Origin of the sequence: Actinomadura sp. GC306 (assembly GCF_004348665.1) — a bacterium.
GTDB lineage: Bacteria > Actinomycetota > Actinomycetes > Streptosporangiales > Streptosporangiaceae > Spirillospora.
The window spans coordinates 1-21464 of sequence record NZ_SMKM01000097.1 but is presented as its reverse complement, the minus strand read 5'-3'; the positions used below and the strand labels follow the sequence as shown (position 1 = coordinate 21464).

Here is a 21464-nt window from a genome sequence, read left to right as displayed (position 1 = left end):
CCCCGTCCCCCTGGCTGCGCACTGATCCTGTTTTTCCGTAGCCACAGGCCGCCCGTCCCCAAGCCCAGCGTCCGCGTGCCCCTTCCCGCGAAATCGTTGCCCGAGAGATCGTTGCCCGCGACCGGCGTCCGCAAGTCCGGCGTTCGGGAGGCCGGCGTTCGGGAGGCCGGCTTTCGCGAGTCCGGGGTACACGAACCCGGCGTTCGCGAGGCTGGCGTCCGCGAAGCCGGCGTTCGGGAGGCCGGCGTTCGGGAGGCCGGCGTCCGCAAGTTCGGCGTCCGCGAGGCCGTTGTCCGCAAGTCCGGCGTTCGCAAAGCCGACGTTCAGGAGGACGGGGTCCAGGAGGCGGTTGTCCGCAAGTCCGACGTTCGGGAGGCTGACTTTCGCGAGGCTGGCGTTCGCGAAGCCGGCGTTCGGGAGGCCGGGGTCCAAGAAGCCGTTGTCCGCAAGTTCGGCGTTCGTGAGGCCGAGGACGAGGCCGGGGTTCGTGAGGCCGGGGTTCGCGAACCCCGGCGTTCGGAGGCCGTTATCCGCAAGTTCGGCGTTCGCAAGTTCGGCATTCGCGAGGCCGACGTTCGCGAAGCTGGCGTTTGCCGAAGCTGGCGTTCGCGAGGTCGTTATCCGCGAGCCCTTCGTTCGCAAGCCCGGGTTCATAACCCCCGCGTTCGCGAGGACATCGGCGGTGAGTCCGGTGTGTTCGAATCCGGCGTGCTCAAATCCGGTGTTGCGAGTACGTCGTTTGTGGGGTGCTGATTGGGAGTTCGTAGTTCGGGGGCCGTGCGGTGGGGGCGGCGCTGCGTACGGGGCCGCCCCTCCAAAGTCAAGGGCGCCTTCGGCGTCGCTTCGCGATGGGACTCCGTCCCACCCTTGACTTTGGAGCCTCTGCGGCCCCTGAGTGCAGCTTTCGTCGGGCAGGCTCCGCCTGCCCTCTGCCCGACGCGCCGCCCCCACCGCCAGCCAAGAAGCTCCACTGTCAGTCGTCGAAGGGGGTCGGCATTTTGTTGATTCAGGGGCCGGGCAGGTGCCGGATTTTCCGGACTCGTCTTTTTGTTAAAGCGCTTTAATGAACTCCGACGTGGCTTGGCGGTGACAATATTGGAGCCTTATTTGGGTCGCTGGCGGGAGGTAGGGCATATATGATTGAGGTATGGAAAGAGTCGCGATTGATCTGGCGGTGGCGTCCACCATGGAATTGGTGAACGCCGCGTCCGCGATCGCGGCCGAACTCGCCCGGCGTGAGCCTCCCGAATCGGCGACCGCCTGTTTGGAACTCACCGAATCCCTTTCCGCGGCCAACGACATGAACGAGGCCGCCCTCGCGGGATTCGTTTCCGTCGTGGACGTCGGTCGTGAGGTGCAGCGCTGGGGTTTCCCGTCCACGCAGTCGTGGCTGCGCAACCGGCTCGGCATGCGCGAGGCCCGAGCGAAGGAACGGCTCGTCCTTGCTCGTCAGCGGCACCGCCTGACCGAGGTCACCGGACGGTGGCGTGCCGGTGACCTGTCGCTCGGTTACGCCACCACCATCGCGGGCGCGGTCGCCCGCCTTGACGACGAGGACTGCGCCGCCGCTGAGAAGATCCTGCTCGGCATGGTCGATCAGGACTTCTCCGCCGGGAAGGTGGCTTCGTTCGGCCGTCGCATCCGTGACGTGATCGCTGAGCGGGACGGCACCGACCAGGCACCCGACGATGCCCAGCGGGGCTATGACCGGTCCTGGATCGACTCGACGCGTTCCCTGGACGGCGGGCGGTACATCAAGGGATGGCTCAACGCCGAAGACGCCGCCATCTGGGACGGAACACTCGGGCCGCTCGCCAAGCCCGCCGGTACCGATGACCGCCGTGACCTGTCCGAGCGGACTGCGGCGGCCTTGTCCGCCGTGCTGTCGGGCGGACACAAGGCCACCAAGGTCACCGTCATCTGCGACCTGGACACCCTCACCGGCGGCTCCGCACCCGGAAGACTCACCGACGGAACCCCCATCCCCGCCGAGCAGGCCCGGCGGATCGCACTGGCCGCCGGGGTCTCACCCCTGCTGCTGGGGCGCGGTCACGTCCCGCTCTACCTCGGATACCGGGAGCGGTTCGCCACACCGGGGCAGCGACGGGTCCTGGAGGCCCTCTACCCCACATGCGCCGTGGTGGGCTGTGAAGTCCCCGGGACGTTGAGCGAGGTCGACCACGTCCGTGGCTGGGCGCTGGGCAACAGCCCCACCGACGTCGACCAGCTCACTCTCACCTGCGGATTCCACAACCGGTACAAGGCCGCGCACCCCGGTCGGATCTCGGTGCGCCGAGACGCCGAAGGTCGCTACAGCTACCGCCTTCAGGAGCCTGAAACCGGCAACGGAGGAAAGACCGTGACGCCCATCGCGACCGGCCGTCCACCCCCTTGGAGCCAGGCCGCCTGAACTGCGGCCGCCCCCCTTCTTCGGCAGCGCACCTGTTCCGCCAGATGAAGCAGCCGCCATCACGTTGCCCAGTGCCGTATGACCGCCTCCCGCGCCTCACCTAGACGCGACGCAGCTCGTCGGGCGGGGAGGCGCGCCGGTTCGAGGCCGCAACTGAAGTTTTATGGGCGCCTCTCCGATGTGGGTGACCCCGGACCGTGCTCTGCTGATGTGCTGTGGCGGGTGCGGCTCAGCGCGGCGTGCTGGGTCGAGCCGTGGGGGTCGACTCCACCTGGTGACCTGGAGGACGTCACCCGCCGGAGTTCCGGCGCCGCGCCGTCGAGCTGGCCCGGCCATCCGCGCCGATCAGTCAGCCGCCGCGCACCCGCTCGCCGGCGGACGTCGTCACCGTCACGCCGCCGGGTTCCGGCTCGACCGTGCGCACGGCCGCGCCGAACCGGACCTCGCCGCCTGCTTGGACGAGGTGGTCGCGCAGGATGGGGGTGAGCTTGCCCTGCTCGCACTGGACGCGGAACGGGTACGGCGTGTCGCCCGCCAGCACCGACAGGTCCAGCTCGGCGACGACGCCGCCGCGCCGCTCCCGGTACTGGAAGGTCCTGGAGACGAGGCCGCGCTCCAGCAGCGGACCGAGCACGCCGAGCCCCTCCAGCATCTCCAGCGACGGCGGATGGAAGGTGGACGCGCGCGACTCCGCGGCGAGCTCCGGCTCCGCCCGCACAGGCGACGAGTCGGTCACCGCGCTGGCCAAGAGCCTGGGCATCAGTCAGCCGTGCCTGAGCAACAGGATCTGCCAGGCAGCCATCGACGTAGGCCACCTCGACGGCCTGAGCGCCGACGAGCAGAAAGAGCTGGCCGAGCTGCGCCGAAAGGCCCGGCAACTGGAGCTGGAGAACGAGATCCGCAAGCGGGCGGCGGCGTACTTCGCTCGCGAGAACGTCCTCCCAAAATAAGGTGCTCGCTGGTCCGTGAACTCGCCGACAACGACTTTCCGTTGCGGTGGCCTGTCGAGTCTCGGGAGTTCCCGGTCCGGTTACACAACGGCTGACGGCAGTCCGCCCGATCGCGACCAAGTCCATATGGCATCACAGAACGTCGATGAGCAGCGAATATGCGATGTTCCATAATTGGCTGGCGGTGGGGGCGGCGCGTCGGGCAGAGGGCAGGCGGAGCCTGCCCGACGAAAGCTGCACTCAGGGGCCGCAGAGGCTCCGAAGTCAAGGGTGGGACGGAGTCCCATCGCGAAGCGACGCCGAAGGCGCCCTTGACTTTGGAGGGGCGGCCCCGTACGCAGCGCCGCCCCCACCGCACGGCCCCCGAATCACGGCCTCACGAATCATGGGCTCGCAAGATACGGTCTCGCGATCACTGCCCCACGAGTCACAATCTCGCGAAACACGGTCTCGCGAAACACGGTCTCGCGAAACACGGTCTCGCCCGCGACGAGCTACGACTAAGAACACAGAATCAGCAGGCGATGTCAGTAATGGGGGTCGACTGCTCGGGGATCAGGCGTTCTTCAGAGCCCGGGTAAGGCATCTGAAGTCATGGGGAGAGAGATGGAGCTTGGGTCCGTGGGGGTTCTTGCTGTCGCGGATGGCGACGATGCCGCTGATGCGGGCGACTTCGATGCAGTTTCCGCCGTTGTTGGAGCTGCGGCTCGACTTGCGCCATGCAGCGGTGCTCAGGTCCACGTGTCCTTCTTCAGAGACTGGCTGAGATTCCTGAAGTCATGGAGGGTTAGGTGGAGCTTGGGTCCGTGGGGGTTCTTGCTGTCGCGGATGGCGACGATGCCGCTGATGCGGGCGAGTTCGACGCAGTCGCCGCCGTTGTTGGAGCTGCGGCTCGACTTGCGCCATGCGGCGGTGCTCAGGTCCATTTTTCCTTCGCCACCTTTGCTATCAGTTCGAGGGACTGGTCCACGGGGTACGCGGCGGACTGAATTGACGCGAACAGCCCGGTGAGCTGTTTGATTTCGAGACGATCGGTGGTCGTGTCGCCGCTGACTGCGTTGTCTTTGTACCCTACCTCGCCGCCATCCGGGAGAGTTCCGATGGCGAAGGCTCCGCCGATGCCCTCATGCAGGCGGAGGGGGGCGATTTGGATGCGGATACGACGGCAGGAGACCGTGAGCAGGTGCTGGAGTTGGTCGCGCATCACTCCAGGGTCTCCCGCGTTGCGGAGGAGCACGCTCTCGTCCATCACGTACATCAGATTCGGTGCCGTGTCATTCGTCAAGACCTCCTGCCGTGCCAGGCGAGCCTCAACGGCGGCCTCGTCGTTGTCGAGCAGGTGGGCCGCGTAAGCGGGGGTCTGGAGAAGACCGGGGACGACCAGTGGCTGGTAGCTGCGGATCGCGTCGAACTTCGGTTCCTGCATCGCCCAGTCGGCGAACCAGGCCGGGACGGCGTTGGCGCCCTTGAACAGGCCGTCCCAGAGATGGGTCAGTGCCTCGCGGGTGTCGAGGACGCGGTCGGCCTGGACGGCGAGGAGCCGGTCAGGGCGTGACTCCCCACGTTCCACGGTGCCGATCGTGCTCTTCGAGTAGGGCGCGCTGTCCTGGAGCCGGTCGCACAGGCCCGCGATGCTCAGCCCCGCGGCTTCCCGGTAGCGCCGCAGCTCGGAGCCGAACAGCGCTTTAGGCGAATCCCAGGGGCGTAGATCGTTCGGACGTTGTCCCATTGCTTCGTCTCCCTTGACCGTGGACGGCCGGTGATGACCGGCCATGAGCGGCGGCCGCCAGCGGAAGCCCGGCCATGCACACTCTTCGTGAGATTGTCGGTGCATAGAGTGACATGCGAGAGAGGATTTGACCACCAGAATTCGCGAACAACCCCGATCCAGAAGAGCGTTTCCTTGATCACTGAAGTCGAGGAGGAAGATGGGTGCGACCCCGCTCAATCTTCCACGCGCGCGGAGAGACGCCTCGTGGATGACTTGCAGAGGCATTCCATCTCGGAACAGCTTTTCCGAAGTGAAGCCTTGGGGGTGGCTACGTCAACCGTACGGTCGTCACCTAATTGGCCACAGCAGCACAGGCACGCCGACACAAAACATGATTCTCATGCGCCCTCTTCTAGGCCAAGCCCTACCTGTCGAGGTCGACGACGCTCTGACGGTGTTCCCGTCATAGCGTCATGGAGGGCGACACCAGAGTGAGGGCACCAGGCGACGACACCGGCGAGCCACCGGCCGATACCCGGCGTACACCGCCCGGGGCGGATAGGGCAGGGGCTCAATCGTGACCGAGTGCTCGACGAGTTCCGGCGGCGATTTCCAGGTCCTCGCGGGCCTCGATCACGAGGGTGCGGACGGAGGCGCCGGGCGCCGTGATGTCGGTGTCCCCGTCCGCTGCCGTGTTGCGGTCCGGGTCGATGGAGACGCCTAGGTAGGCGAGGTCTTCCGCTAGGCGCATCCGGACGGACGGGTCGTGTTCGCCGACGCCTCCCGTGAACACCAGGGTGTCGAGACCGCCGAGCGAGGCCGTCATCGCCGCGGCGCACGCGCGGAGACGGTGGTGGTAGACGTCCAGGGCGGCGAGCGCGTCCACGTCGCGTTCCGCTGCCAGTTTGCGGATGCGGCGCATGTCGCCGGTGCCGGTGAGGCCGCGCAGACCCGAGTCGCGTTCGAGGGCGGTGTTGACGTCTTCCGCGGAGAGGCCGTGCTTGACCAGCCACAGCGGGATGCCGGGGTCGACGCTGCCCGCCCGGGACGCCATGACCAGGCCCTCCAGCGGCGTGAACCCCATCGTGGTGTCCACCGAGCGGCCCTCGGCGACGGCGCAGAGCGACGCGCCGGCGCCGAGGTGGCAGATGACCGTCCGGGCCGGGACGCCGCCGAGCAGTCCGGCCGTCCGGCGGGCGGCGTAGGCGAACGACAGCCCGTGGAACCCGTAGCGGCGCAGCCCGAACCGCCGCCGCCACTCCGCGGGCAGCGCGTAGGTGGCGGCGGCCTCCGGGAGGGTGGCGTGGAACGAGGTGTCGAAGCAGGCCACGGCGGGGACACTGGGCAGCGCCTCGGTGATCTCCGCCAGGGCCTCCAGCGACGCCGGCTGGTGGAGCGGTGCCAGATCGGCCAGCTCGTGCAGCCGCTCGGTCACCTTGGCGTCGATCAGCACCGGTCCAGGGAAGTCGGTGCCGCCGTGGACGAACCGCACCCCGATCGCGTCCGGGGGCGGCATGTCGGTCACCATCGGGGCCATCTCGTGGCCGACGCCGGACTCCACCGCCAGGACGGTGTCGTCGTCGCCCAGGAGACTCACCTTCAGGCTGCTCGACCCGGGGTTGACCGTGAGTACCCGCATCACCCGCTCCTTACCGAAACCTCGTCACCGCCGGGCGTGCCGTCTCAGTACGGCCAGGTCCAGTCGCCGACATCGGGCGCGTCCTCGCCGTGCAGCCGCGTGTAGGCGCGAGCCGCGAGCCGCAGGTCGGCCATCCGCTGCCGGATGTGGGCGACGCGCCCGCCGAGCGACGGGACGCGGTCGATCACGTCCATGACGAGGTGGTAGCGGTCCAGGTCGTTGAGCATGACCATGTCGAACGGCGTGGTGGTCGTGCCCTCCTCCTTGTATCCGCGGACGTGCAGGTGCGGATGCCCGGCGCGGCGGTAGGTGAGCCGGTGGATGAGGTACGGGTAGCCGTGGAACGCGAAGATGACGGGCTTGTCGGTGGTGAAGAGGGCGTCGTAGTCGCGGTCCGGCATCCCGTGCGGGTGTTCGCTGTCGGGCTGCAGCCGCATGAGGTCGACGACGTTCACGACCCGGACGCGCAGGTCGGGGAACAGCCGCCGCAGCAGGTCGACCGCGGCGAGCGTCTCCAGCGTCGGGATGTCGCCCGCGCAGGCGAGGACGACGTCGGGGTCGGCGCCGCCGTCGGTGGACGCCCACTCCCAGATGCCGATGCCGCGGGTGCAGTGCGCGATGGCGGCGTCCATCGGCAGCCAGTTCAGCGCCGGCTGCTTGCCCGCCACGACGACGTTGACGTAGTCGCGGGACCGCAGGACGTGGTCGCCGACCGACAGCAGCGTGTTCGCGTCCGGCGGCAGGTACACGCGGACGATCTCCGGCTTCTTGTTCAGCACGACGTCCAGGAAGCCGGGGTCCTGGTGGGTGAAGCCGTTGTGGTCCTGCCGCCACACGTGCGACGACAGCAGGTAGTTCAGCGACGCGATCGGCGCCCGCCACGGCAGCTCCCGGGTGACCTGCAGCCACTTGGCGTGCTGGTTGAACATCGAGTCGACGATGTGGACGAATGCCTCGTAGCTGTTGAAGAGCCCGTGCCGCCCGGTGAGGAGGTAGCCCTCCAGCCAGCCCTGGCAGAGGTGCTCGCTCAGCACCTCCATGACCTGCCCGGACGGGCCCTGGTGCTCGTCGGTGGGCAGGATCTCGCCCTGGAACACGCGGTCGGTGGCCTCGAACACGTCCTGGAGGCGGTTGGACGCGGTCTCGTCGGCGCCCATGATGCGGAAGTTGGACGGGTTCGCCCGCACGACATCCCGCAGGAACGACCCGAACACGCGGGTGGGCTCGGTGGTGGTCGTTCCGGGCTTGTCGACCGGGATCGCGTACTCGCGGAAGTCGGGGAGGACGAGCGGCTTCAGCAGCAGCCCGCCGTTGGCGTGCGGGTTGGCGCTCATCCGGTGCCCGCCCTCCGGTGCCGAGGCCAGCAGCCCGGCGACCGGCCGGCCGGCCTCGTCGAACAGCTCGTCCGGGCGGTACGACCGCAGCCACTCCTCCAGCCGCGCCAGGTGCGCGGGGTCGTCGCGCACGCCGCCGAGCGGGACCTGGTGGGACCGCCACGTGTTCTCGACGGGCTTCCCGTCGATCTCCGCGGGGCCCGTCCAGCCCTTCGGCGACCGCAGCACGATCATCGGCCAGCGGCGCCGGCCCTCGGCGCCGGCCTCCCGCGCGCCGCGCTGGATCTCGGCGATCTCGGCGAACGCCTGGTCGAGCGCGGCGGCCATCTTGCGGTGCATGGACTCGGGCTCGTCCCCGCTGACCAGGAACGGCTGGTACCCGTAGCCGTCGAGCAGCTGGACGAGCTCCTGCTCGGGGATCCGCGCGAGGAACGACGGGTTGGCGATCTTGTAGCCGTTCAGGTGCAGGATCGGCAGCACCGCGCCGTCCTTCACCGGGTCGAGGAACTTGTTGGAGTGCCAGCTCGCCGCCAGCGGCCCGGTCTCGGCCTCGCCGTCCCCGACGATGCACGCGACGACGAGGTCCGGGTTGTCGAAGGCCGCCCCGTAGGCGTGCGCCAGCGAGTAGCCCAGCTCGCCGCCCTCGTGGATCGAGCCCGGCGTCTCCGGCGCGACGTGGCTGGGGATGCCGCCGGGGAACGAGAACTGCCGGAACAGCCGCCGCATGCCCGGCTCGTCCAGCGACACGTCGGGGTACACCTCGCTGTAGGTGCCCTCCAGCCAGGCGTTCGCGACGGCCGCCGGGCCGCCGTGCCCCGGGCCCATCACGTAGATCATGTCGAGGTCGCGCGCCTTGATCGCGCGGTTGAGGTGCGCGTAGCAGAAGTTCAGGCCGGGGGTGGTGCCCCAGTGGCCGAGCAGCCGCGGCTTGATGTGGTCCCGCTGGAGCGGTTCCCGGAGGAGCGGGTTGTCCAGCAGGTAGATCTGCCCCACGGACAGGTAGTTGGCCGCTCTCCAGTACGCGTCGATCTGCCGCACTTCGTCGTCGCTGATGGCGGCGGACTCGGTCATGACTGGTCCCTTTGTCCCTTCCGGTCGGGGGCTGGGGAGGTCGGTACCGTCCCAGGAGGATCTCGGCGAGGATTTCCCTGGATCAGCCACCTCAACCATCAACGGAAGCCCATCACCGGCGGTCTCGTGGACGTAGAGCCGAACGTCCCGGCCGGGCGGCCGGGCAGGGCCACGGCGGCGGGTGCGTGCCGCCGCGGCCCTGCGTTCCCCCCACCTGGATGTGGACGTCACCCGGTTACAGGGGCGGCGGCCGGGTCCGGGGCGCCGTGTCCGGCATGCCGGCGCGGCCTCCGCCCCGCCCCCCAGCGAACCGGCGGGAGTCTCTCCATCGGGTTGCTGGGAAGCCTGCCGCCTACCCGCACGTAGGTTCACCGCTTCGCGCCGGTTCTCGGCGGACGGTAGCTCGGCTGCGACGAAAGGTCTGCCATGCTACGCAGAGGCATCTCAAGGCAACGAGTCGTGCAGGGCAGCGAGTCGTAAGGCAGCGAGTCGCAAGGCAGCGAGTCGCAAGGCACCGAGTCGCAAGGCGACCAGGTGCAGTGAGGGGAGCGGGTTTTGGGCGGGTTCTTCACCGGGCGGACGCTGGCGGACGTCGCGCGCGGGCTGCGTTCGGGGGACGAGTCTCCGGCCGGGCTGCTGGCGGGCGCGCTGGAATCGGTAGACCCCGATCTGAACGCCTTCGTGACCCTCGATCCCGAGGGCGCCGGGGAGGCGGCCAGGCGGGCGGGCGAGGAACTCGCGGCCGGTTACGACCGTGGCCCGCTGCACGGCGTCCCGGTCGCGGTCAAGGACATCATCGACGTCGCCGGCCTGCCGACCGGGATGGGATCGGCGCACTTCAACGGCTACGTGGCCGAGGCCGACGCGCTCTGCGTGACGATGCTCCGCGACGCCGGCGCCGTCATCGTCGGCAAGACCGGAACGCACGAGTTCGCCTATGGCGGTACCGGCGATGTGTCGGTGAACGGGCCCGTCCGCAACCCGCACGACCGGGAGCGGATGCCGGGCGGCTCCAGCAGCGGCAGCGGCGTCGCCGTCGCCGCCGGGATGGTCCCGCTCGCGATCGGCACCGACACGGGCGGCTCGGTCCGGATCCCCGCCGCGTTCTGCGGGATCGCCGGGTTCAAGCCGCCGTACGGCGCCATCCCCACGGACGGGGTGTTCCCGCTGTCGGTGTCGTTCGACCACGTCGGCGTCATGGCGGCGTCCGCGGCGGACTGCGCGCTCGCCTACCGGGCGCTGACCGGGCCGGCGGAGGCCGCCCCCTCGCCGGTGGACGAGAGCGCCCCGCACGGCCGCGTCGCCTGGATCGAACCGCTGGAGATCGACCCGGACGTGGAGCGGGCCGTCCGGGCGCTGTTCCCCGACGCGCCCGCGGAACGGATCGACCTGCCCGGCATCAGGACCGTCTTCCGCGCCATCCAGGACGCCGAAGCCTACGACGTGCACGCCGAGCGGGTCGCGGAGGCGCCCGGCCTGTTCCAGCCGCCGACGCTGGAGCGCCTGGAGCGGGCGAGCCGCACGCCCGGCTGGCGCTACCTGCGCGCACTCCGCGAGCGCGAGCGGTTCGCGGCGGAGATCGCCGGGCTCCTCGACCGCTACGACGTCCTGGCGATGCCGACCCTCCCGATCACCGCCCCGAAGATCGGCGAGACGGCGGGGCCGCTCGGCCCGCACGTGCCGACGGTGGTGAGCCTCACCTGCCCGTGGAACGTGCTGGGCCTGCCCGCGCTGAGCGTCCCGGCGGGCACCGTCCACGGCCTCCCGGTCGGCGCCCAGCTCGTCACCCGGCGGGGCGCCGAGTCCCTGCTGTTCGACACCGCCGAGCACCTCGCCCCCTGACGGCCGTCAGAGGTTCCGCCGTCACAGGTTCCGCACTCACAGGTACCGCCTCACAGGTACCGCCTCACAGGTACAGGCCGAAGAACTCCTCGGGGTGGTCCAGCAGTGGCGGCAGGTCGTCGGCCGTGAGCGTGACCAGCTCCTTCTTCGTGGGCGGCTTCGCGGACCCGCGGGCCTTGCCGCCCTTGCCGCCCTTGCCGCTCTGGGCGGCGGCGCCGCGGGACTGCTTCCCGGCCGCGACCGCGGCGGACGCGACCCGGTCCGCCTGGTTCGCGACCGCGACGTCCAGCATGTTGCGCATCAGCCGCCCGTTGCCGAACGACGGGCCGCGCGGTGCGCGGCGCAGCATCGCCAGCAGGACGTCCTCGGTGCCGGGCGCGAGCCGGAACCCGTCCGCGGCGGCGAGCTGCCCGAACAGGGTGATCAGCTCGTCGTCGGTGTAGTCGGGGAAGTGGATCTGCTTGGGGAAGCGGGAGTCGAGGCCCGGGTTGGCGGCGAGGAACTCCGCCATCTCCTGCTCGTACCCGGCCACGATGACGACGAGGTCCTCGCGGTGGTCCTCCATCAGCTTCACCAGCTCGGCGATCGCCTCGTGCCCGTAGTCGCCCTTCAACGGCGACTGGGTGAGGGTGTACGCCTCGTCGATGAACAGCACGCCGCCGAGCGCGCGCTCCACCAGCCGGCGGGTGCGCGGCGCGGTCTGCCCGATGTACTCGCCGACGAGGTGGGTGCGGGACGCCTCGACCAGGTGCCCGGACGACAGCACCCCCAGCCGCTTGTAGATGCGGCCGAGCAGCCGCGCCACCATCGTCTTGCCGGTGCCGGGGTTGCCGGTGAACACCATGTGCCGGGTCGGCGGGGTGATCGTCAGCCCGGACTCGCTGCGCAGCCGCGCCGCGTGCGTCCCGGCGACGAGCAGCGCGATCTCGTGCTTGACGGTCTCCAGGCCGGTGAGCTCGCGCAGCTCGGCGAGCGGATTGCCGGTGGCGACCGAGGTGTCCAGCGTCTCCGGGATGTCCTGCTTGCGGATGACCAGGGCGCTTCCCGGCGCGGACCCGTCCGCCGTTTCGCCGACCGTTTCGCCGCCCGCGTCGCCCGGCGCGGCGGCGCGGGCGCGGGCGGCCTCGACGACCAGGTCGGCGAGGTGCGGCGCGAGCCGGGCGTTGCGGAGCGTCTGCATCGGCGGCGTCGCGGCCAGCAGCACGCCCGCCGCCTCGACCGCCTGCCGGGTGCCGCGCGCGCCGCGGGCCTCCAGGGCGCGGCGGAACAGCTCGGCGTGGCCCTGCGCGGTGAACGGCCGGGTCCGCGCGATCCGGAACCGCTGCGGCAGGACGGGGTTGACGTCGCGGATCCGCTCGTCGCCGCCCGCGCCGGCCAGCGCCACCACGTGCAGGTCGGGGTGGACGGCCAGCAGCCGGTGCAGCTCCGCGGCGATGGCCTCGCCGTTGCCGGGGTCGGCGACGATCGCGTCCAGGCCCTCGATGATCAGCAGCCGGTCGCCCGCGCAGTCGCGGGCGTCGGCGTGCAGCTTGGCGACGGCGTCCGACAGCCGCTGCCCGGTGAGCAGGTTGTCGGTCACCCAGTGCGGGTCGCGGCCGAGCGCCAGCGCCCGGCCGAGCTCCTGCGCGGCGTCGCGCTTGCCGGTGCCGTCCGGGCCCGCGATCAGCAGCCGGACGGGCTCCTCGCCGCGGGTCAGCTCGTCCAGCGCCGCGACCACCTCGGGCTGCCCGACCAGCCCCGTCGCGATCTCCGCCGCGGCGCCCGCCCGCCCGCTCGTGCGCGCGGTGTCCCCGGCCGGTTCGGGCACCTTGCCGAGCGTCTCGGTGAGCGGGTTCACGACGCGGCGGCGCGGCGCGTACAGCCGCCGCAGGTCGGTCTGGAACTGGCCGACCGGGATCCACTCGGCCCGCGGGAACCACGGGTCGCCGGGCAGGCCCTGGGCGATCGCGACGAACCGCATCGCCATGTCGAGCCAGCCCCGGCACGCGTCGGCCGCGCCCGCGACCAGCGCCCGGACCAGCCACGCGCGCGTCCGCTCCTGCCACGCCCCGGGCTTGAACCCGCGGCGCTCCACCGGGAACCGCCGCCGCAGCTCGTGGTACCGCTCCTCGCCCAGCGCGGCGGCCAGCTCCGCCGGGACGTGCTCCATGCTGCCCTGCAGCAGCAGCTGGATCAGGTGGGTCTCGACGCTCTCGTCCCGCGGCGCCGCGTCGGCCAGCACCTCGTAGGACGCCAGCAGCCCCGTGCACACCCACTCCAGGTAGCCGACCGGGCCGAGCAGCTCCGGCACCGCCGTGACGATGTCGTCGCCGGCGTGCGCGTGCCAGTGCTCCCGGAGCTCCAGCTTCGGCAGGTTCACGTCGCACACGGGCGCGTCGTCGTACAGCCGCAGCAGCGCCTTGCGGCGCTCCTCCAGCGGCTCGATGCCCTCCAGCGCCGACAGGCAGTCGCGCGCCAGCTCGATCGCCAGCTCCCGGTCGGGCGCCTCGATCAGCCAGTCGACCGGCGGCCGCCACCGCCCGCCCGGCGCGTCCCACCGGGTCATCCGGGTGCTGAGCGGGCCCGGGTTCGCCAGGTGCCGGTGCAGCAGCCGCTCGGGGAGCTGCGAGTACGACCCCGCCTTGATCGCGCCGCCGCCCGGCAGGAACGCGAGGATGCCGAAGAGCTCCGCGGTGACCAGCGTCGCGGGCAGCGTGAGCAGCTTGTGCTCGTCGGTCGTCAGTTCCGCCGCCCGCGGATCGGCCGCGAGGCCGTCGATCCGCGCCGCGATCTCCTCGAACAGCCCGTCCGGGACGCGCCACGGGCCGTACGCGTAGACGTCGAGCACCGGCTCGTCGGTGAGCAGTAGCTCCAGATGCTCCGGCAGCCGCAACGAAGTCTCCCCAAGAGTGATCAAAGCCGGGGTACAGCTTATGTTTCCCGAGGGAGTGCTGGCTTGGCGCTCTTACGGATCGGGTGTAGTGGACAGGCCGACCGATGATATAGGGGCGGTTCCGAAGGTCTGGCCCGGCGGAGCGCCTCGGGATCGGCGAGATGCCCCCCGGTGCGGTCAGTCCCACCCTCCGGCTCGACCGGTCGAACAGCCGCACGCCGAGCTCGTGCTCCAGCCGCCGGATCCGCCGGCTCAGCGGCGGCTGCGCCGGCCGAGCCGCTCCGCCGCCCGGCCGAAGTGCGGTTCCTCGGCCACGGCGACGAAGCACCACAGATGCCCGACGACGTTCACGACCAGCGACGATAACAACCCGCCGTCACTCCGACACCGATCTCGATCTTGGACATTTCGGGGTGCGGCTGCTGTTCTTGTGTCTTGATCAGTAGCGGGGAAGGGAGACCGACATGCACCGATCCCGAGTGATCGTCGCAGCGGCCGTCGCGGTGGCGGTCGTCGTCGTGGTCGCGGGGACGGTGTGGTTCCTGCGCCGCGGCGAGGACCCGGCCGACACCGCGGAGCGCTACCTCGCGGCCTGGACCAGCGGCGATCTCGCCGCGATGAAGGCGCTGACCGACCGGCCGCCGCCCGACTTCGAGCAGCGCCTCACCCGCATGCGGGACGACCTGGCCGCCACCGGTCAGCGCTACACCCTCGCCTCCATGCGGGACGCGGACGGCGAGGCGAAGGGTTCCTACACCGCCGAGCTGACGCTGGCCCGCACCCGGCCCTTCCGCTACGACGGCGCCATGACGCTGGTCGAGCGGGACGGCGAATGGCGCGTCCGCTGGTCGCCGTCCCTGCTGCACCCGGAGCTCAAGGAGGGGCAGCGGCTGCGCACCGCCCGAGACTGGCCCGACCGCGCCGCCGTCCTCGCCGCGGACGGCAGCGTGCTGAGCGCCTCCCCGTCCGGGTCCGCGCGCCAGCTCGCCGGGCAGCTCGGGACCGCGGACGCCAAGGCCGCCAAGGAGCTCGGCCCGCCCTACCGGGAGGGCGACGCGGTCGGCACGGACGGCCTGCACCGCCAGTACGAGCGCCGCCTCGCCGGGACGCCCGCGCTCGCCGTGCAGATCGTCGACGCCAAGGACAACGAGGTGAAGGCGCTGGAGCGGTTCGGCGGCTCCGACGGCGAACCGCTGCAGACGACCATCGACCCGGACGTCCAGTCCGCGGCGGGCGAGGCGCTCGCCGGCGCGAAGAAGCCCGCGTCCATGGTCGCGCTGCGCGCCTCCACTGGCGAGATCCTCGCCGTGGCCAACAAGCCCGGCGGCTACAACCGCGCCCTGATGGGCCAGTACCCGCCCGGCTCGACGTTCAAGGTCGTCACCGCCGCCGCCCTCGTGGCGGGCGGAGTGGGCGTGAACACGGGCGTCGGCTGCCCCGCCACGACCACGATCGGCGGCCGCTCGTTCCGCAACTACGAGGACGAGGAGTTCGGGAGGATCCCGTTCCGCGAGGCGTTCGCGCACTCGTGCAACACCACCTTCGCGCGCCTGGCCGTGGACAGGCTCGGCGAGAAGCGCCTCACGGAGGTCGCCGGCCAGTTCGGGTTCAACGTCCCGATCATCGCGGGGCTCCCCGCCGTCCGCGCCGCGTTCCCGCAGACCAAGGACGACACCGCCCTGGCCGCCGCGTCGTTCGGCCAGGGACAGGTGCTCACGAGTCCGCTCAACATGGCGAGCGTCGCCGCCGCGGCGGCGGACGGCACCTGGCACTCGCCCCGCATCGTCGACGCGGCCCTCGCCCCGAAGGCCCTGGACGCGAACGGCCGCAAGCCGGTGCCACCGAAGAAACTGGAGCCGGCGGTCGAGAAGGCACTCCAGGTCCTGATGCCCGCCGTGGTGAGCGAGGGCACCGCGTCCGACGTCCGCTTCCCGTCCGGAACCGCCGGCAAGACCGGCACCGCCGAGTTCGGCTCGGGCGAGGAACCCCCGACCCACGCCTGGTTCATCGGCTACCGCAAGGACATCGCCTTCGCCGTCATAGTCGAAGACGGCGGCACCGGCGCCGAAGCCGCCGCCCCCATAGCCGCGAAGTTCCTAAGAGCCCTCTGACCCCGGGGTCGCCCCCCGGGGCGCAGGGCGCGGATGAGAATTGTGGTCGTTCTCGCTATCGCCTGTTCGTCAGGCTCGGCGTCCGGGGTTCGTTTGGTCGTCAGGATCGCGATGATGACCGGGGCGCCGGATGGCGGCCAGGCGATGGCGATGTCGTTGGCGGAGCCGTACGCGCCGGCGGTGCCGGTCTTGTTGCCGGCCCTCCAGCCGTGCGGCAGTCCTGCGCGGATGCGCGCGTCCCCGGTCACGGTGGCCTTCAGCCAGCCGATCAACTGCTTGCGGTCCGCGGGGACGAGGGCATCGCCCACGGTGAGGGCTCGCAGGTCACCGGCCCAGGGCCGGGGGGCGGTCGTGTCGAGTTTCTGACCCGGCCGCCAGTCGTTGAGGTCCGGTTCCCAGCGGTCGGAGCGGGTGACCTGGTCGCCGAGCGAGCGGAGGAAGCGGGTCAGCCCGGCGGGGCCGCCGATCTGCTTCAGGACGAGGTTCCCCGCCGTGTTGTCGCTCTGTGTGATCGTCGCGTGGCAGAGGTCGGCGACGGTCATGCCGGTCTTCACGTGCTTCTCGGTGACGGGGGAGTGGGCGCTGAGGTCGCTCTCCTTGTAGCGGATGACGCGGTCCAGCAGCCCAGGGTCGGAGTTGCGGGCCTTGCGCAGGACCGCGCCGCACGCCATCGCCTTGAACGTCGAGGCGAACGGGAACGCCTCGTCCGCCCGGTGGCCGACGGCCCGGCCGGTGCCGGTGTCGAGGGCGTAGGCGCCGATCCGCATGTCCCGGGCCTTCTCCAGTCGGCTGATCTGCTCCGTCACATTCGGCGCGGACGCAAGGGGCGGCGCTGCGGATGCCGGCATGCGGGACACGCCGCCACCCTGCGGCTGCGCGCTCGTCGCGGTGCCGTCGGAGTCACCGCAGGCGGTGAGGGCGGCGAGGACGAGCAAGGCGGTTCCGAGCAGTGCCCGGCACCGGGGAGCCTTTGCCTTCATCCGGAAAGAAGATCAGAGCCGCGAACCCGATGTCCAACCCCGCTGGGCGGTGCGGGCGGCCGGTTCAGGTGGACGGCGGGTCAGGCGGGTCAGGTGGCGGCGGGGCCGTGGACTCCCGGACGACGAGTTCGCCGGGCAGGACGCGGGGGCTTGGGCGCCCGCCGGAGAGGAGGTCGAGCAGGGTCGTCATGCCTTGTGCGCCGAGTTCCTCGGCCGGGAGCCGGACGGTGGTCAGTTCCGGTTCCAGTGCGGTCGCGAGCAGGACGTCGTCGAACCCGGTGACCGACAGGTCCGCGGGGACGTCCAGGCCCCGGGCCCGTGCCGCCTTGTAGGCGCCCGCGGCGATCAGGTCGTCGTCGCAGACGAGCGCGGTCGGACGTTCCGGGGCGTCGAGCAGCCGCCCGGCGGCCTCCTTGGCGGAGGTGACGTCGATCGCGCAGGTGGCGCGGGTGAGGACGCCGCCGGGCAGGGCCGCGGCGGCGGACGCGAGGGCGTCGCCCCGGGCGTGGAACGTCCACTGGTCGACGGCCGCGCCGACGTGCCCGATCCGGCGGTGGCCGAGGGCGGCGAGGTGCGCCGCGATCGCGCGCATGCCGTCGGCGACGCCGAAGTCGACCGTGGGGACGCGCTCGCCGTCCGGTCCGCCGGCGGGGCCGCTGTCGAGCATGACCGCGGGCGTGCCGCGGAACCCGCCGAGCGCGTCCACGGCCATCGAGGACGCGAGGATGCCGTCGATCGCCTCGTCCGGCGCGGCGAACGGGCTGTCGGCGGGGCCGACCGCGTCGTCCGGCCACGTCGAGACGACCACGCCGAAGCCGTTCCTGGCCGCGACCCGCGCCGCGCCCGTGTAGACGGGGCCGAAGAACGGCGCGCTCAGCGTCGGCACCATCAGCAGGACGGTCCGGGTGGTGCCGAGGCGCAGGTTCCGGGCGGCCTGGTTGGGCCGGTAGCCGAGGCGTTCGGCCGCGCTGCGGACGCTGTGCGCGGTGGCGGGGGAGACCCGGCCCGCCCACTTCCCGCCCAGCACGAGCGAGACCGTGGACTGCGAGACCCCGGCCTCCTGGGCGACGTCCTTGCTGGTGGGACGGCCGGCTAACGACACATGTTCCTCCCCTTCGGGCGCCTTGGACGAATTCAGGGTAGAGCCGGACCGCACCGACGTGGTACGTATGACGCATCAGGTAATACGTATGACTGAACGGCGGTTCCCCCCATGCGCGGCTATGTCGTCTTCCTCCGGCGGCCGTTCGCCGCGCGCCTGCTCGGCGGAACCCTCCTCGGCCGGCTCCCCAACGGGATGGGGATGCTCGCCGTCGTGCTGCACGTCCGCGCGGACGGCGGCGGGTACCCCCTCGCCGGGACGCTCGCCGCGCTCCTCGGCCTGGCGACGGCCGCGGGCCAGCCCGTCCTCGGCCGCGCCATGGACCGGCTCGGCCAGCCCGTCGTCCTGCTCCCCGCCGCCGTCGCCTCCGCCGCGGGCTTCGGCATGCTCGCCGCGACAGGGGCCGGCCCGCTGCCGCTGTCCGTCACCGCGGTCGTCCTCGCCGGATTCGCGACCCCGCCGCTTGAGGCCGGGCTGCGCGCCCTGTGGCCGGACGTCCTCGACGGGCAGGAGCAGGTCGACGCCGCCTACGCGCTGGACGCCGCCGCCCAGGAACTCCTCTTCACCGTCGGCCCGCTGCTCGTCGTCGCCGCCGCCGTCGTGAACACCGAGACCGCGCTGCTGCTCACCGGCGCGCTCGGCATCGCCGGGACGCTGGTCGTCGCGCTGTCCGGGCCGTCCCGCCGCTGGCGGGGCCGGCCGCGCGCCGCCGACTGGGCCGGGCCGCTGCGCTCACCGGGCCTGCGGATCCTGCTGCTGTCGCTCGGCTGCGCCGGGATCGCGCTCGGCGTCTACGCCGTCGCCGTCGTCGCCTACGCCGAACGGTACGGCAGCGACCTGGCGTCCGGGCTGCTGCTGGCGTTCATGGCCGGCGGCGCGCTCATCGGCGGGCTCGTCTACGGCGCCCGGCCGTGGGCCGGCGAACCGAACCGGCGGCTGCCGTGGCTCCTCGCCGCGCTCGCCGCCGGATACGCCCCGCTCGTCCTCGCACCCGGCCTGCCCGCGATGTCGGTGCTCGCGTTCGTCAGCGGCATCTTCCTCGCGCCCGTGCTGGCGTGCAGCTTCGCGCTCGTCGACCGGCTCGCCCCCGAGGGGACCGTCACCGAGGCGTTCGCCTGGATCGTCGCCGCGATCGGCGCGGGAAGCTCCCTCGGCTCCTTCGTGTCCGGCATCGGGCAGGACGTCGCAGGCGTGCCCGGCGCCTTCGCCGGGGCCGGAGCGGGCGGCGTCCTCGCCCTGGCCCTCTGCCTGCTCGGAGCCCGGACGCTGCGTCCCGCACCGGTGCACGCCGGCACCGCCGCGGATCAGACCCAGGACTGGAACCAGATCCGGTCGTGCCAGTCGTCGTAGGGGATCGTCTCGGCCGACAGGATCGGGTGGAAGTACGCGAAGTTCGCCAGCACCACCAGCACGAACGCCCCCGCCGCCGCGGCACCGAGCAGCCGCCGAGCTCCCGTCCCCGGGGGCTCGGCCAGGCTCGCCCCCGCCTCGTCCGGATCACCCGGCTCGCCGTCGGCCCCCGCCAGGTGCGCGCCCTTCACCGGCGCCGGCGCGGGCCCTATCAGGTAGCCCAGCACGAGGACGACCGCCAGCACCATGAACGGGATCAGCGGCGTCGCGTAGAACAGGAACATCGTCCGCTCGTTGAACGCCGACGGGAACCAGCTCAGCCACCCGGCGAGGAACCCCAGCACGATCGCCCCGGCCCGCCAGTCCCGCAGCACCAGCCAGATGAACGCGACCGCGATCAGCGCGGCGATCGCACCCCACCACAGCGCCGGCGTCCCGATCCCGAGGATCTCGCGGGAGCAGCGCGACGCCCCGCAGGCGTTCTCCGGCTCGTTGTAGAAGAACGCGACCGGACGCCGCAGGATCGGCCAGTCCCACGGCCACGACTGGTACGGATGCTCGTCGTCCAGCCCGCTGTGGAAACCGAGCATCTGCCCGTGGTAGCGCCACAGGTCCGGCAGCGCCTCGAACGGGCGCCACAGCACGAAATCCGCCGCGTCGCCGCGTCCCCAGCCGCCCGGCCTGAAGATCCACCCCCACCAGGTCGCCAGGTACGTCACCAGCCCCACCACCACGAGCTGGACGAACGCCGGAACCGCCTCCAGCAGCATCGTCCCCGCGAACGGCGACCGGACCCCCGCCGCGCGCCGCGCCCCGTAGTCCCACAGCACGACCATCAGCCCGAACGCGGCGACATAGAACAGGCCCGTCCACTTCGTCGCGCAGGCCAGCCCCAGGCAGACGCCCGCCGCATACCGCCACCCGTGCGCCAGGAACGGCCCGTGCGCCGAACCGTGCCCGCCCTCCATCTTCTCGGCGAGGACGCGGCGGGACCGGTCCCGGTCGTTCACCAGGCACGCGAACCCCGCGAGGATCCAGAACATCACGAAAATGTCCAGCAGCGCCGCCCGGCTCGTCACGAAATGCAGCCCGTCCAGGGCCAGCAGCAGCCCCGCCGCACAGCCCAGCAGCGTCGCCCCGGTCATCCGGCGCGCCAGCCGGCACAGGATCAGCACCGACAGCGTCCCGACGAGCGCGGGCACGAACCGCCACCCGAACGGCGTCGCCCCGAACATCCACTCGCCGATCGCGATCATCCACTTGCCGAACGGCGGATGCGCCACGAACGCCGCACCCTCCGCCCAGATGTTCGCGTCCGGGTCCGCGATCAGCATCTTGTCGGCGTTCTCGACGGTGTTGCGCTCCCAGCCGAACTCCAGCAGCGCTAGCGCGTCCTTCGCGTAGTACGTCTCGTCGAAGACGACCGCCTTCGGCGTACCCAGGCCGTCGAACCGCAGGAAACCCGCGAACAGCGTCACCAGCAGCGGCCCGACCCAGGCCAGCAGCGGACTCCCCGGAATCGCCGGCGCCAGCCACTCCCGGAGCGGGGGCGGCCGCCGCCGTGCTCCAACGGCCGGGGCGGGGACCAGATCCGTTGTCATCAGTGCAGTATTGCAGCGCCCTTGGCGTCAGGCGCTGGGGCGCCTTCCTTCGGCGGGCGCTGCGCGCGATCGCTGCATCGCTCCGAACTCGCCCTGGGGGCTCGCTGCGCGATCAGGTTCCTCGCAAGCTCGGAACCTGCCTTCGGACGCGATCGCAGGCGTTGAGGTCGGTGCGGGGCTGGTGTGGTGGCTGGTGTTGGTGCGCTTCGGCGGAGCTGCCTGTGGTCGCTGCATTGCTCCGGCTCGCCCTGGGGGCTCGCTGCGCGATCAGGTTTCTCGCGGGCTCGGAACCTGCCTTCGGACGCGATCGCAGGCGTTGAGGTCTGTGCGGGGCTGGTGTGGTGGCTGGTGTCGGTGCGCTTCGGCTCGCCCCTGCCTTCGGACGTGATCGCGTTGGGGCGACTTCGTTGACTTGCGGCGTGTTGTTGTTTTCGGGGCTGTCATAACAACAACACGCCGCAAGTCAACGGGGGTGGTGGGGGTGGGTGGTG

At 71.4% G+C, this 21464-nt stretch carries 16 protein-coding genes; 5 read left to right on the top strand and 11 right to left on the bottom strand.

What is annotated here, in order from left to right; genetic code table 11:
• On the bottom strand, nt 1-642 hold a 642-nt coding region (locus tag E1200_RS15990), incomplete at its 3' end, for a hypothetical protein (protein ID WP_207933376.1).
• A 505-nt stretch (nt 643-1147) separates the two neighbouring features.
• Between E1200_RS15990 and E1200_RS15985 the strand changes: the two genes are divergently transcribed.
• Nucleotides 1148-2410, top strand: coding sequence for an HNH endonuclease signature motif containing protein (locus tag E1200_RS15985; protein WP_131952814.1), 1263 nt, complete (start codon nt 1148-1150; stop codon nt 2408-2410).
• A 349-nt stretch (nt 2411-2759) separates the two neighbouring features.
• Here E1200_RS15985 and E1200_RS15980 read toward each other — a convergent pair whose 3' ends face one another.
• Nucleotides 2760-3062, bottom strand: a complete 303-nt coding sequence (locus E1200_RS15980; protein ID WP_243708598.1) for an FAD-dependent monooxygenase — start codon at nt 3060-3062, stop codon at nt 2760-2762.
• A 22-nt stretch (nt 3063-3084) separates the two neighbouring features.
• On the opposite strand from E1200_RS15980, the gene E1200_RS33715 reads away from it, so the two are divergent.
• Nucleotides 3085-3360, top strand: a complete 276-nt coding sequence (locus E1200_RS33715; RefSeq protein ID WP_165950328.1) for a hypothetical protein — start codon at nt 3085-3087, stop codon at nt 3358-3360.
• 555 nt (nt 3361-3915) lie between these two features.
• Here the strand turns inward: E1200_RS33715 and E1200_RS15975 are convergent.
• The 5 genes from E1200_RS15975 to E1200_RS15955 all read right to left on the bottom strand — a co-directional run bounded on the left by E1200_RS15975 (nt 3916) and on the right by E1200_RS15955 (nt 9115).
• Nucleotides 3916-4101 carry a DUF397 domain-containing protein gene (locus tag E1200_RS15975; RefSeq protein WP_131952812.1) on the bottom strand — a complete coding sequence of 62 codons (186 nt, stop codon included), beginning with the start codon at nt 4099-4101 and terminating at the stop codon, nt 3916-3918.
• A complete protein-coding gene (locus E1200_RS15970; protein WP_131952811.1) occupies nt 4092-4286 on the bottom strand; it encodes a DUF397 domain-containing protein in 195 nt (64 codons plus the stop codon). Before E1200_RS15970 ends, E1200_RS15975 begins: the two co-directional genes overlap by 10 nt.
• Nucleotides 4277-5089, bottom strand: coding sequence for a helix-turn-helix transcriptional regulator (locus E1200_RS15965; RefSeq protein ID WP_165950329.1), 813 nt, complete (start codon nt 5087-5089; stop codon nt 4277-4279). Before E1200_RS15965 ends, E1200_RS15970 begins: the two co-directional genes overlap by 10 nt.
• A gap of 553 nt (nt 5090-5642) precedes the next feature.
• Nucleotides 5643-6710: an acetate/propionate family kinase gene (locus E1200_RS15960; protein WP_131952809.1), complete on the bottom strand. Its 1068-nt coding sequence runs from the start codon at nt 6708-6710 to the stop codon at nt 5643-5645.
• A gap of 44 nt (nt 6711-6754) precedes the next feature.
• A complete protein-coding gene (locus E1200_RS15955) occupies nt 6755-9115 on the bottom strand; it encodes a phosphoketolase family protein (protein WP_131952808.1) in 2361 nt (786 codons plus the stop codon).
• Nucleotides 9116-9670: 555 nt separating this feature from the next.
• On the opposite strand from E1200_RS15955, the gene E1200_RS15950 reads away from it, so the two are divergent.
• Entirely contained in the window at nt 9671-10957 is a 1287-nt protein-coding gene (locus E1200_RS15950; protein ID WP_131952807.1) for an amidase, read from the top strand.
• Nucleotides 10958-11021: 64 nt separating this feature from the next.
• On the opposite strand, the gene E1200_RS15945 is transcribed toward E1200_RS15950, so the two are convergent.
• Nucleotides 11022-13829 carry an AAA family ATPase gene (locus E1200_RS15945; protein WP_131952806.1) on the bottom strand — a complete coding sequence of 936 codons (2808 nt, stop codon included), beginning with the start codon at nt 13827-13829 and terminating at the stop codon, nt 11022-11024.
• A 464-nt stretch (nt 13830-14293) separates the two neighbouring features.
• On the opposite strand from E1200_RS15945, the gene E1200_RS15935 reads away from it, so the two are divergent.
• Complete coding sequence (locus tag E1200_RS15935; protein WP_131952804.1) at nt 14294-15940, top strand: penicillin-binding transpeptidase domain-containing protein; 1647 nt, start codon at nt 14294-14296, stop codon at nt 15938-15940.
• On the opposite strand, the gene bla is transcribed toward E1200_RS15935, so the two are convergent.
• Both bla and E1200_RS15925 read right to left on the bottom strand, forming a co-directional pair.
• Nucleotides 15841-16920, bottom strand: coding sequence for a class A beta-lactamase (bla, locus tag E1200_RS15930; protein WP_243708597.1), 1080 nt, complete (start codon nt 16918-16920; stop codon nt 15841-15843). The two genes, E1200_RS15935 and bla, sit on opposite strands and share 100 nt — an antisense overlap.
• Nucleotides 16921-16984: 64 nt before the next feature.
• Complete coding sequence (locus E1200_RS15925) at nt 16985-18022, bottom strand: LacI family DNA-binding transcriptional regulator (protein WP_131952802.1); 1038 nt, start codon at nt 18020-18022, stop codon at nt 16985-16987.
• A gap of 111 nt (nt 18023-18133) precedes the next feature.
• On the opposite strand from E1200_RS15925, the gene E1200_RS15920 reads away from it, so the two are divergent.
• Nucleotides 18134-19372 (top strand): MFS transporter, encoded by a 1239-nt coding sequence (locus E1200_RS15920; protein ID WP_131952800.1) that lies wholly within the window; start codon nt 18134-18136, stop codon nt 19370-19372.
• Here E1200_RS15920 and E1200_RS15915 read toward each other — a convergent pair.
• A complete protein-coding gene (locus E1200_RS15915; protein ID WP_131952798.1) occupies nt 19327-20973 on the bottom strand; it encodes a phospholipid carrier-dependent glycosyltransferase in 1647 nt (548 codons plus the stop codon). The two genes, E1200_RS15920 and E1200_RS15915, sit on opposite strands and share 46 nt — an antisense overlap.
• Nucleotides 20974-21464 lie beyond the last annotated feature (491 nt).